This window comes from Siccibacter colletis (assembly GCF_000696575.1).
Lineage (GTDB): Bacteria > Pseudomonadota > Gammaproteobacteria > Enterobacterales > Enterobacteriaceae > Siccibacter > Siccibacter colletis.
This window is the reverse complement of sequence record NZ_JMSQ01000006.1, coordinates 480362-493145: the sequence shown is the minus strand read 5'-3', so window position 1 is coordinate 493145 and position 12784 is coordinate 480362. Positions and strand designations below refer to the sequence as shown.

At 43.2% G+C, this 12784-nt stretch carries 12 protein-coding genes and 2 pseudogenes; all 14 read right to left on the bottom strand.

Annotation, left to right across the window (positions count from 1 at the left end; all coding sequences use genetic code 11):
• Positions 1 to 21: 21 nt before the first annotated feature.
• Positions 22 to 525, bottom strand: coding sequence for a type VI secretion system contractile sheath small subunit (tssB, locus tag ET34_RS0107930; RefSeq protein WP_031520984.1), 504 nt, complete (start codon positions 523 to 525; stop codon positions 22 to 24).
• A gap of 862 nt (positions 526 to 1387) precedes the next feature.
• Positions 1388 to 1792, bottom strand: coding sequence for a hypothetical protein (locus ET34_RS0107925; protein ID WP_031520982.1), 405 nt, complete (start codon positions 1790 to 1792; stop codon positions 1388 to 1390).
• Positions 1793 to 1823: 31 nt separating this feature from the next.
• On the bottom strand, positions 1824 to 2783 hold the full coding sequence (locus ET34_RS0107920) for a DKNYY domain-containing protein (protein WP_031520981.1): 960 nt from the start codon (positions 2781 to 2783) through the stop codon (positions 1824 to 1826).
• A 67-nt stretch (positions 2784 to 2850) separates the two neighbouring features.
• Entirely contained in the window at positions 2851 to 3276 is a 426-nt protein-coding gene (locus ET34_RS0107915) for an ankyrin repeat domain-containing protein (RefSeq protein WP_330217963.1), read from the bottom strand.
• Positions 3250 to 3453, bottom strand: a pseudogene (locus tag ET34_RS23130) (ankyrin repeat domain-containing protein); the annotation flags it as partial. The gene ET34_RS0107915 and the pseudogene ET34_RS23130, both read right to left, overlap by 27 nt.
• A gap of 21 nt (positions 3454 to 3474) precedes the next feature.
• Complete coding sequence (locus ET34_RS0107910) at positions 3475 to 6180, bottom strand: ankyrin repeat domain-containing protein (RefSeq protein WP_031520977.1); 2706 nt, start codon at positions 6178 to 6180, stop codon at positions 3475 to 3477.
• Positions 6181 to 6344: 164 nt separating this feature from the next.
• Positions 6345 to 6842, bottom strand: a complete 498-nt coding sequence (locus ET34_RS0107905) for a hypothetical protein (protein WP_031520976.1) — start codon at positions 6840 to 6842, stop codon at positions 6345 to 6347.
• A gap of 741 nt (positions 6843 to 7583) precedes the next feature.
• Positions 7584 to 8057, bottom strand: coding sequence for a hypothetical protein (locus ET34_RS0107900; RefSeq protein WP_152548365.1), 474 nt, complete (start codon positions 8055 to 8057; stop codon positions 7584 to 7586).
• Positions 8058 to 9160: 1103 nt separating this feature from the next.
• Positions 9161 to 9745, bottom strand: coding sequence for a hypothetical protein (locus tag ET34_RS0107885; protein ID WP_051640496.1), 585 nt, complete (start codon positions 9743 to 9745; stop codon positions 9161 to 9163).
• Positions 9746 to 9980: 235 nt separating this feature from the next.
• Positions 9981 to 10169 carry an RHS repeat domain-containing protein gene (locus tag ET34_RS21660; RefSeq protein WP_072001988.1) on the bottom strand — a complete coding sequence of 63 codons (189 nt, stop codon included), beginning with the start codon at positions 10167 to 10169 and terminating at the stop codon, positions 9981 to 9983.
• A gap of 139 nt (positions 10170 to 10308) precedes the next feature.
• Entirely contained in the window at positions 10309 to 10758 is a 450-nt protein-coding gene (locus ET34_RS0107880; protein WP_031520968.1) for a hypothetical protein, read from the bottom strand.
• A 319-nt stretch (positions 10759 to 11077) separates the two neighbouring features.
• Complete coding sequence (locus ET34_RS0107875; RefSeq protein WP_031520967.1) at positions 11078 to 11731, bottom strand: Imm43 family immunity protein; 654 nt, start codon at positions 11729 to 11731, stop codon at positions 11078 to 11080.
• 216 nt (positions 11732 to 11947) lie between these two features.
• Complete coding sequence (locus ET34_RS0107870) at positions 11948 to 12457, bottom strand: SMI1/KNR4 family protein (protein WP_031520965.1); 510 nt, start codon at positions 12455 to 12457, stop codon at positions 11948 to 11950.
• Between the two features lie 5 nt (positions 12458 to 12462).
• A pseudogene (locus tag ET34_RS23190) lies at positions 12463 to 12579 on the bottom strand (HNH endonuclease); the annotation flags it as partial.
• Positions 12580 to 12784 lie beyond the last annotated feature (205 nt).

Genomic DNA, 12784 nt, shown 5'->3' with positions numbered 1-12784 from the left:
CCCTTTACGTTAGCCGCGTGGTTATTCGGCGGGTTTGACGAGATCCAGCTCTTTGAGCAGCTGCTCACGCGCATCGGAGCTGGCCAGCAGATCCTGCAGGCGATTACGGAACGCCGGGATATTTCCCAGAGGCCCTTTCAGCGCCACCAGCGCTTCGCGTAATTCGAGCAGCTTGCGCAGTTCAGGAACCTGTTCAGCAATACGGTCCGGGGAGAAATCGTCCAGAGAAGCAATATTCAGCTTCACCGGAAGTTCATCTTCACTTTCTTCTTCGAGGCGGTTGGGAACGCAGAAATTGAGTTCCAGATTGGCCTCTTTCATTACCGACGTGAAGTTGTTTTTATCCACGGAAACCGTCTGACGCTCCTCAATTGGCGTCTCTTCGGTGCGACCTTTCATATTGCCAATAACCATCATGGTCAGCGGCAGTTCTATTTCAGCCTGCTGCCCACCGGTTGCCGGAACGTATTTAATATTAATACGTTCCTTCGGCGCTACAGATGCTCCGTCAATTCCTTTTCCCATATTCTCACACCAGATTCATGTTATGCGTGACTGAATACACGGATCAAAAGATGTGCCTAAGGAAAATTACAGGCATGACGAATACGCGATGATTAAATCGATATTTCTGCCGTGCACATATTTTGAAACCGCAATAGCGTTGCTTTGTAAGGCATTTATTAATTTGCGATAAATACCTTAAAAAACAGCCATATAGCTATTTACAGGTTACCAGCAAAATGAATATTACATTACGTTTGTTATTGCGCCGTGGCCTACCAAATTTAGTAGTCTGGACATTGATATCTACTGCCTCCCTGTAACGTGTTCCCTTTACGATCGAGCGGAATCTCAACAAATCTGCATGCGCGTAACCAGCCGTTGCCGCGTTTCATCCAAATGTTATGCAGTCTGTAAGAATTAACCTATTTTTACTCTATCCAGGTCAGTTAATCCAGCGAAAAGGATACTTTTTTTAGCCTTAATAACGTTATTAACGATATCTACTAACGTGTTTACGCATTATTTTCGACCTTAAGTCAAACTCACTGGCTTATTGTAAAGATATATTCTTCGCGGAGAAATATATAAGCAATCCTGTTACGCGTTGTCGTTATCTGTATTACTAAATTAAATTTAACTTAGGGAGGATAATATCATATGCGAATGCACATGACGGTATTATTACTAATAAAAAAGATACCGCAGTGAAATTGATCGTTTATTGATCAATTTCACTTAAATAGACACGAAGATATATCACCCAATAATTAAGTAATAATTAACGTATATTAAGCAGGATTTAATGGATGCAGGAGGTGTGAGGAAACGCGGAGAAAAAAGAGGCGATGCGGTGAGCCTGTCACCACATCGTAGTAAGGGATTAGCCCTGGCACTTGCCGGCAACGTCGCCGACCATGACAATCACGCCGGCTTCTTCGGTGCCACGCACATTCTGGATCACCGAGCTGTAAAACACCTTGTCATTCTGGATAGCAAAGTTTTCCGTTTCGGTTACCCCGTCGTTGCTGCGAAAGCTGTTGAGCGCGGTCGGGCTGAGGATGGTTAACGCGCGCGGCTCGCCTTGCTGCGTACCCGGCCCCGCCGTGATGGAGGCTTTTTTACCGTCGATGGCGATATGCAGGGTGTAGTTTGGCTTACTGAGCCGCTCGAACTTCCACTCGTTGCGCCCGCTGGTGAATTCACCGTTGAAGTTAGTGACTACCCAGCAGTCGGCGCTGGCGCTGAAAGCGGTACAGGCCAGCAGGAATAACAGCGTCGTTTTCATAAACGTCCTTATAAAGGTTGAAGTGGCAACCTCAGGCCTCCGGCATCACTTTTTTGCAGCGCGGTTCACCTACGATCCCCATTGACGGGCACTGCCAGGTGACGGCGCCGTCGCTTACTTCTATATCGCCCATTGCGCTGTCAACTTTAACGTGTTTCGCATCAAGGCCTTCCAGCAGCATGCCGCGAACCGAGACGAACCAGACGTGCTTGCCGTCGGTATAGACGTCTTCATCAATGGCGCGGATCTGATCAGGGACCACGCCTTTCGGGAATAGCGCCAGGACTTTGCCTCCGCCGCTGTAAAAGCCGTGTTTATCCGCCGCATTGCTGAACGAGAAGCAGCGGAAGGTTGCGCCATCGGCATGAGGCTGCTTGATCCCTTCGTAATAGAGCGTGCCGTCGACATCGGCCCAGCCGTAGCACGGCGCAAAGGCGTGGGCAGATTTGGTCACGGGCAGCGTCACATCTTCCCCGGCGTTAAAGAAATAGTGCGATTTATCTTTCGCCTGGTTTTGCCTCAGCACGGTAAAGCTGGCCGCATCCGCCCCTTCCACCAGACTACCGCTAATGGTAACCACGGTTTTGCCGTCGGTGTAGTACGGGAACGCCAGCGCATGGAAGGTTTCCGCATCCAGCGTTACGGCGGTTTTCTCACAGCTGGCAAAGGAACCGACGTTCGAGAACAGGAAGTTTTCATTCACGGTTGCGCTGTCCGGGTTGAACCCCTTCGGCAACGTCTGGCCGTTACAGTAAAAATAGCCCTGCGACTGCGCAATATTGGTATCGCCACCGGTATAGATGGCGGCAAAGGCATTCGCATCGGCCCCGGTCAACGGCTGCGGTGGGGTGTTTTCATTTGGCTGAAAGACCACTTTGCCGTCGATGGTTTTCCACGGGGCGGTAACACCGCTGGCGGCGAGTGCTTGCTGTGAACAGGCGAAAGTCGCGCTGCAGGAGATGAGCGCTAAAGTGAGCGAATGGTGTTTCATGGTGATTCCTTGTCAATTGACAGATAGAGCCGGCCCAGGACCGGCAATGAAAATAAAGGTGTAAAAATCACGACAGCAGCGTGGTGGTGTGATGTGGAGGTAGCGCTGTGGTAATTCGGGTGATGAATGCAGTTACGCTGGGTAAGTTACGCTGGGCAGCCAGCGACAGCGCCGTCTCGCCCTGCGCATTGACGGCTGACGGATCGGCCCCGGCGGTAATCAGAGTAGTAACAATGTTGAGCACATCCGCTTCGCTGGTAGCGCCCGTATCAAACATTATGGCCGTGTGGAGCGCCGTGTTGCCGCTGCTATCCGCTGTATTGACATCCACGCCACGCTTGCAGCAGCCGTCAACGATCCCGACATGGCCTTTCCACGCCGCATAGTGTAGTGGCGTTATGCCGTGTTCGTTCGTTTTCCAGGCAGGGGCAAACTTTATCTCAAGTATGCGGAATAGTTTCTCTGCGGTGGTGCGATCCTCGCGCAGGCACACTGCATGCAACACAGTGCTACCGTCATTACTGATAAACGACAGAAGCTGGCTCGCATCAGCATGCTTCAGTAATGTATGTACTATGAGAGGTGACCCATACCTGACGGCCAGCATGAGCGGAGAATAGCCATCGCCATCCGGCTTATTACACGCGGCGCCTCTTTCCAGCAGTGCTTTTACAAAGGCGGGCCGGTCGTTCTAGATCGCCATGTTCAACGGCGTGTTGCCATCATTATCCACGGCATTAATATCCACCCCTGCTTCGATAAGTTTGTCGAAGGACGTAATTTTTAGTTTTTCATCAAGCGGATGCTCGCCACGTGGCCCGTCCTCCCCGTCGGGATAACTATCGTAGCTGTCAGCACCTGCGACGGCACGGTGCAAGGCTGTCTGACCGTCCGGCAGTGTCAGTGTTGGATCTGCGCCTCTGGAAAGCAGCACCTCAAGGGCAGTGACGCTGCCATATTCCGCCGCAACAATCAGTGGCAAATCCCCGTTCGGATCGCGCAGATTAGGATCGGTACCCGCATCGAGCAACAGCTCGACCGCCTCGCGCCGGGTGTTTTTATTCACCCAGTTCCAGTTACTGATTGCCCGATGCAGCGTCCCTGAATTATCAAACCCGCCAAAAACATCCAGTTTCGCGCCGCGCGCAATAAGATAACGCATCAGGGGGATCTGGCACTTCGACACCGCGTTAAGCAAAGGCGTCGCATTGGTTCCATTTAGCGCTGCGATATCCAAAAGACCGCGACGTTCAAGTTCATCAAGATGGCGGATGATGGTTTCAGGCGGTTCAGCGCTGGCGCGCAAACAGAGCAAATGAACTAACTGTTCTTTCATGACGCAGGTAGCACGGTGCGGATTTGCGCCACGATCGAGGAGCAGCCTGAAAATGTCGAAATTTTTTGCATAAACCGACCACTCAAGCGCAGTCCATGCATTCCGTAGAAATCCTCTATCGTCAGACCTGACTGGCCCCCATTGCGCGACAACATCAGGACTGGCACCCTGGTCAAGCAACATCCGGCAGATCTCTACCTGCCAGGTTCGCATCGCTGGCTTAGACTCGGAATAATGGAAATCGAGCAGATGAAGCAGATAAGTGAGATCTATATATTGCCCACCTCTGCCGTTATCTTTGTGGACGCGAATGGTGCGATTGATATTATCCAGTAATGGCAATAACCGCGTAAATGTGTTCGGTGATGCCATGCTACTGATGGCTTGCCATACGGGATCGCCTGACTCTGGCGAATTAACATCAAGCGGTTCGGGCAGGTTTTCCAGCAGTGGGCTGATGTCTTCATTGAATTTCAGATAGCGCAACATAAAAGCCACTATATTCCCGCTAAAAGTGCCGGTGGTCATAACCTGATTAACTGGCCAACCACTATCGAGGAGTGCCCTGACAAGCGTAATACTGTTGACCGGGCGATAACTCGCAAATATCACGCCTAAAGGTTTATGCTCCTCAAACTCTCCCCATTTATCAGCGTTGAAGTAGATATTATCCGCAAGCGGTAATGTCATCCCTTTAGTGCGCCATAGCAGACCAAGCTGGCGTAACATCATGGCAGCCTCTGTGGATGTTGACTGTGCACGCCAGGGATTACATGAAACCAGATAAGAGAGTACGGTACCTTTATTCTCATCCTGCCACTGCAGGTCAGCACCATGTTGAAACAGCAATCGAACCAGGGCGGTATTATCCAGCCAGACCGCAAGGTGTAATGCTGAATAACCGTGACACTCGATTGCAGCGCCATGATCAAGTAGCCAGGCGATTAGTTTCTCGGCATCTTCAATTTCACGATGCTGGCACACTGCAATCTGCAATGGACTAAAACGATAGCCGCTGAATTTTGTTGGTGTGTTGATGTCGGCTCCTTTTTTAAGCAGGCTCCCCAACATAAACAACTTATCATCGATACGGTGATTTATGGCTAAGACCAGATCGCTGAACATCGTGTTGATTCGCGTATCGCCGTCATTCAACGCCTCGACTACTTTTTTTTGCTGAGGAATATCATAAATGAGAATGCTCATCGGCAAATTAAGGCCACGTTCACGATCGATTTTGAGCAGTTTTTTTACGCCGTTTTTACCGAAGCGGCCTGACCCCAGATAACTACCTAATTCCTCTTTCGCCGTTTCAGGCACGGGCATACCCGCTTCCAGCAGTTGAATAAATCCGTTATAGCGTGTCTGATAAAGAGGCTGCATTGCAAGGCATTTGAAACCGTAACGTTCCAGATCAAGATCAAAGCTGAGGCCGCCTTTTACGAGTTCATTCAGTACACTGCCAAACCGTGTCACTGACATGGTTTCCTGCGTGTCGCGTAATTCAGGGTTATTAAGTGCTTGCCAGAGTGGTGCTTTGATCGGCTCTGACGCGAGATTAACGTCTGCGCCCAGCTCGATTAACCAGCGCACTGTTAATGTATTGATACGAATATTCTGCTGGCTTACATACCAGGCCAGCACTGTCATTTGTGTTATTTGGGTATCGATATGGTTGATATTCGCACCCACGCCTGTCAGGAGAGTAAAATGCTCTCGTTTTACCTTCGGGTTGAGTATCAACTGATGGAGAAGTGGAAGGCCATCAAGACAGGCTGGTAGCGCCAGCCCATGATTGCATAGCACTTCAACCATTTTATAGTCCCCCTGCCTGAGACATTCGCTAATCAGCGTGTCAGGCTCGTTATCAAGCGAGCATCCAAGCGAAAATAAGTAAATAACGATTTTTGCCTGCCGATACTGCAATGCGTATTGCAACGGTGCGATGCCATGACCGTCCGGCTCGCAACAATTATCGGCATTGATGATATGGCGAACAGCTCGCAGTCGACCTGCTTTGATAAGCTCAGGGAGGGTCTTTTTTTTAAACAGGGGGAGCATAGTAACGTCCTTGTAGTGAATAATGGTTCTTGATATTTTTAGTTGTAGAATGAGGCAAAGATGAGGGGTTGTGATAAAGCGTAATAAAGGGGGAGATTCCGCTCGGCAGTGAATCCGTAATAATATCGGAATTAAGCCATTATAATAGTGATATCCTTACTCCCTTAAGAGCATGAATTTGACCTTGCTTTACTTAACATATCAAGCATCTCGCTTTCAACAATTCCACCATTTAGTTCATCCGTGAGCACCCAAGAATGAAACCATAAAATAAAATTTAACTCCGTAGCCAGTAACTCAGGACTTTCACACTTTATATCATAGCCGAAAATATGTTTTTTTGACTTTCCCTTGTAAATATTATAACTAACAACATAATATGAATTAATGATGGCCTCACGCTTTTCATCTCTATTAATAACGCACTCGACGTCAATAACAGACTTAAACAATAAATTATCATTTAGAAATTCGTGACTAGCATAAAATATACAAGATGAAAAGAAATTTTCCTTGACTAAAAACCTATCCTCTACGCCAGGAATCTGATTTAAAAAACCAGCGTCAAGTTTGATAAGATTATTTTTCGCTATCAACCAACCTGACGGGACAAACATTTTATCCAGAGGGTGGTTTTTTATTAGCCAGCGAACAATGTTCATTTTTCACCTTAAATAATTATTATGATCATCCTGTGATATTGGATGACCATGAAATTCTGGATTAGGTCTATTAGTGACTTCCACACGAATAAACAGCGTCGGTTGACCATTATTATAACCGATAGTTTTCCCCATGTCGTGCACATAATAAGACGAGCCTTTGTTTGCTTCTATATCGGCAGAGGTTTCATTTCAGGACTCCATTTTCAGTCTGATTTCTGAAAGTTGCATCTCGTGTTAGCTTTAAAATCTTTCCCTGAGGGAATATTCGAAACGGTCTTATGCGACATTTTACATTATGAAAAAGAAACCTCTGACTTCCTGATTTTTATCGACAGACCAGAAATCTGATACCTGTACCGTGCTCAGTGTCTCCACCCCATTCAAAAACGAAGCCGAATCAATTATTCATATAGGCAAAATATAAATCTTAGTTAATTTAAACGTAATACTTCCAGCATTGTAATCCCTGGTAACATATATTGATATGCTAACCTTTGATAGATTAAAAAACTCATTTTGATATTCAACCAAGAAGTTTATATCATCAATCATTTTTCCATCACTGGATTCGGGCTACAGAAAATAACACGAATACTCACTCCATCAAAAGCATGAAGGTTAAAATTTACTGCATGGCTTCATCATTCTCATAAAAATAAAAAGTGTGGTTTTTCATATAAACCTCTATTTTTTTGTATGTGACTACAGGGGCTCTAATATTCGTGGAGAAAAAGCATTTCACTTCTCATACTCAGTATAAGAACATGTATATGTATCATCATTTATGGAGTTGCTGAAATCAACCGTTGCGACTTTATCTCCCTCCCTCGAAAAGAATCGCAGCTCATCACATACAACATCATCAAAGTTGAAATCATCTGAAAGACGAAACTCTTTATCAACAACAATCGCCCCGCAGTACTGCCAGTCAGTGTCTACTAAAAGATAACAATCAGTTTCTTGCATTTTCCCTTCAATATACCTCCACGTATCATTTAAGCTCGAAAACGCAAACTCCTCATGGTAAAAAAAATTATTCCTTAGTGCTTGCTCAACTATTTCATCCGTTTCACTTAGACTTAAGAATGACTTAATACCTATATCACCCAGCAGATTTGCTATTTTATTTTGCAGTCCCGGTAACTTCAATTTTTTTTGAGCACTGCGGTACAAAAGTTCTCTTTCTTTTCGAAAACGGCATATCATTTGCAATGATTATCCATAATTAGCCTGGCTGGTTTGATTTTAATGAATTCATGAAAATTTTACTTACAAGTCAGATAAAGTTATTTCAGAATTACTTGCTCACCATGCTTTAAGTTCATCAATCGAGTCAAAATGCACTAAACCAATACCCTTGTTTTTTATTTTAGTCATAAATGCATCGAAACTTACTTTCTCGAAAAACATTAAAGTCTCGCCCGCCTGAGGCATATAATAGTTAACTATCATGACACCATAACCCTGATGCATTATCTCAGCAATATCCTCAACGCTTCGTTCAACCTTTTGTAGATACGAAAGCACCAGAGGTTTGGTGGGTGTCGATTCAATCTTAACGCCTCTTTTCTTGAGTATTTCAGACTTGACCAGATTACTAGCATATAATGTGCATTCGTTATATAGATTAGTGACCTTTTTTTCCGCGAGAATAAATAAAGCCCCTTTCTGGAACTAAACTTATGGAGTGCCAATTTATTTTTATGGGATTCACTATAAGTCAACAAGCCATCTTTAAAAAAATCGCCAACAAGGTTAGCAGCGCTATTTGTAGTCAGTCCATACGGGCCATAGCCTGAATCATCGAAATCGTATTGATAGCAAACACAATAACAATAGAAATCATCATTATTATTTTTCACATAGGGAAGATTCCATTCAGGAGCAGGGAAAGTTATGAATCGTTCATTTTTTACCATAAAAATATTGCCTCTTCGCCTTTAGAATTTACAGAGTGTATATGGCCGCCACTATGATGCTCAGGAGCACCCGGCATTCCCGCATCAGGATGTCCATCTGGATGTTCAAACCAACAATTCTTACCTGCAGGATTTCTTCTATTCAGAACCTTTAGACCTTAATATTTCATTTGTATCTGGCGCGTCGCACCCGGTGCGCCATAGCCCACGTCGCATCGGTTATGCTCGCTGTCGGAGCCAAACAGACGCGCCTGGCGTTCGCTGTTTTAATCCCGCCGTTCGAAGGTGATCTGTCCGATAACGTTGAGACGAAACGTCTGGTAATATTCTGCATTTAAACTAGCAGGATGAAATAGTGATGCTAAATTTTAACATCACTCATTGATAGATTCATATTTACATGTGGACGCTAAATTCCTCATCTAAAGATACTGCTTTTAAAAAATCCTTCGCATGACTTAGCTCATGGGTCATCGATATAACTCCGAAGCCAGTATCTTTATGCGGATAAACAATAACACCGTGATTTATGAATGCTATAAAAAGAACCTCACCCAGTACCCCACCATGTATCATAAATAGCCTGCAAAGATCCCATGTGAATTTATCATTTACACCTAAGATGATATCCGCCACAGGCAGTCTGGACTCACCATATAAAAATGAATTGTATTCTTCAGTTAGTGGATGAAGAAGCCTACGTTTTTTTGCTTTATTGTAAATATCGCGGTAATCACTTATGACTGTTAGATCCTGTTCGCGCTCATCATCATAAGATAAAGCAGACAGGGTAATGTATAAAGTACTATCAGGTTGAAAATAGTCAATGACATGCGAAACAGATCTTTCTACATAATCATAATAAAAAGACTCCTTACGTTCAAAATATCCCACCCAATTTTTCGATTGACTAAAACTATCGAAGTTCAAATCATTCAAGTTAAAATATTTATTTGTCAATTTTGATAATTTTCCCATCATTCATACCTACTGTTATTTTTTTGGGAGGTGATGGCGCATTTTTCCCAATACCGACCTTCCATTCCCCAATCTTATCGCTATGTTGAGTATTACTTTTACTCCATATTTCCCCGGTATTGGTGTTCTTAAAGTCACCTCCACGAATTTTAGTAAAATCACCAGGGTGCGAGGATGGCGTTCTCACCATATCCCCAATTTCAGCAGAGTTTACTTCTTCTTAACGTTATCAGTATGATTACTTGAACATCCGGGGGTTAACCCAGCGGGTTATGCACATACCCCTGCGTGCGCAATCCATCTTTAGCCCTGGCGGGTCCGGGGAAATGTACTGCTCGGCCTCCGGATCGTAGTAGCGATGGCGGTTGTAGAATAACCCGCTTTCCGAGTCGTACAACTGGCCGGGGTAGCGCAGGTCGCAGTGCACTTACTCATTGGCGGGGCCGGCTAAGTAGCGCCGCAGTAGCACCGGTTTACATTCTTCGTGTTATCCCCACACTGCTAAAAATCATCATAATAATGCATGCTATAAGATGTGCTGGATAATGAACCTAACTGTATTTATGTTAATTAAGGTACGGTGAAATATAAGCATCTACTGTTAAAGGTGTGTCGACAGTTGTAATGAACATCTCTTTATAATCCTCACATAAAAAATAAATGTAAAAATCATATCCAAAATGGAACTCCAAATATGGTGACACTAATTTAGCCCAAATTTTTCCTCGGAGTATATCTCTAACTATCTGTGGTATACTACCTATATCTAAAATCAACATGTCTTCATATTCAGTCGATCCATTGACCTCCAGCCCTACAATCTGTAAAGCCGTTACTTTGTAAAATTTGCATGCATCCATCAAAAAATTAACATATAATTCTTCTACCGCAATGTACTCCTGCAAGGTTACTTTAGAGCCTACATCAAAAAAACTGCTCCATTCTTGATCATGACTATAATAGCTCCCATTGTCATGTTTATCTGTATATTTTGTTATCCTGTAAGACAGCTTCATATCAATCGCTTATTTCTATTATATTTCATCAAATATGCGTATTCTGGTGATTCCATTACAAAGCTTGTTATAATGTCTGCAGCCTTCTAAGAACCACCATTATGTTTATCAACATTAGGTGTAATATAACGAAAAGCCTTGAAACTTTATTATTTACAAAAACAGGCTGCCCATGCGAACGTTTCAGGCATAGGGCCAACTGCGTCTATATAGCATTAGCGCACTGCCCCTAAAATGAACGCAGATCATAAAGTCATTAATCTTGCACCAATAACTTTATATTTCTAACTTTCGTAAGTCAGTGAGTTTCTATTCCATCTTAAGGTAATTTTATTTTTTTCACTTTTTTATTACCTTGTAGGTCATACCTATAATCCTTGCAGTACTCATTCAAAGCATCTCCCGTTGCAACGAATTTAATCCCTTTAAATTTCTTTAAAGATCCCAAAGCAACTTCATTAACAAAAATAAAGTTATGAAACAGCGTTTTTTTTATCGAAACAACATCATATTCATTCGCAGTCGAGTTGAAAACTAAATTACTTGGGATGATATTTCCGCGTTTATCCTCTTCCAGACATGAACTATCAACATTAATAAAACTCTCACCACCAACGAAATAAATATAATTCAAATCATCTCTGATGATAGCGCCATCCTTTATTGATGTAGCAACAAGCTTTTTGACGATATAGTGACTCGTCTTTAATTTTTTAATCACATCCAAAAGCTTATTGGAAACAATATGTCCAGCACCATGCTTATAATAGTCAAACTTTAACGCTCCTGCATTCTTTCGACATAACAAAAATAGTGAATCAGGGCAAGAACCATCCAACATAAACTCTGGAAAAGACTGATCACTTGACTCATAGTCCCAGTCACAATTGATTTGCTTTCTATAATCAATCAAAGCATGTAAATATCTGGGGATTACTGAAGAGTTGTAATCGTTCATCATCAAATAAAACATTAATTCATCCTTCCACACTTAGTTTGAGAAACATCGCGATGGTGAATAAAATTCTTTTCACAAAATGAACGGTGAAATCAAATGTTACCATCTATTAGCATTGCATACTTGATTCGTTTATTAAACATTATTTGAAAAGCGTGTAATTGATTAGCACTGATGATAATTTTTAAAGTTATTAGTAACAACCTAAACCACGAGCGACCACATATTTATTTATAGTTTACTTATTTCAACGTTTTTCTCCCCCTCAACATAAGTTAATATTGCCTTGTAGAAGCTAGCAAAAGAATCATAAAGCTTATAAATATTTCCCTCACCGTCTTTTTCGGGATGATCAGGGAAGTCATTATAGTGGATATGACCCCTGTCCCAATAATATATAGCTTCATCATTGAACTTACAGTTCATTACAAAAAAATTACCTCCAGGATCGGCACCGATAATCAGAGGGTTGGCTAACTCGGTGATTTCATCTCTATACTCGTTGATTTTAAATAAATCTAACAATGGTGATACTGTTCCAATGCCAAACAATTCCTGAAAATCAATCTGACCATCATCTACTTTGGAAAATGGTATAGTACAATATGATCCCGACCCAATTATCATCCCATTTTCACGTGTCAAAAAATCCATGTAGTCAGATGGTAAGACCACATTATAAAAATCAACTATCTTTTTTAATTCGCCAGCATCAATACCAACTGATTTAATTATGGACATATATTTCACCTTTTACCGCATTTATCTTGCTTGATATTAGAAGCGCCACCGCGATGAGTAAATTCTGAATGTATATCTTTCGGAACTTCCTGCATTGTTTTACCATTTTGATGATGGTGCCAGGTATTTTTCGAGTAATCAGCTGGCCCCTCTGGTGCTAGTGCGTCAGCTTTACCAAAATCACCTGAAGGTCCACGGCCATGGTTCCCTTTCAAATCTGGAACATCAATCTCCTGAACTACATAAGGATTGAAATCTGGATACCCATTAGGATAGCGCACAACAGTCCCAGAGCGGTTTTGATATACCCAGGTACCATCTAACTCA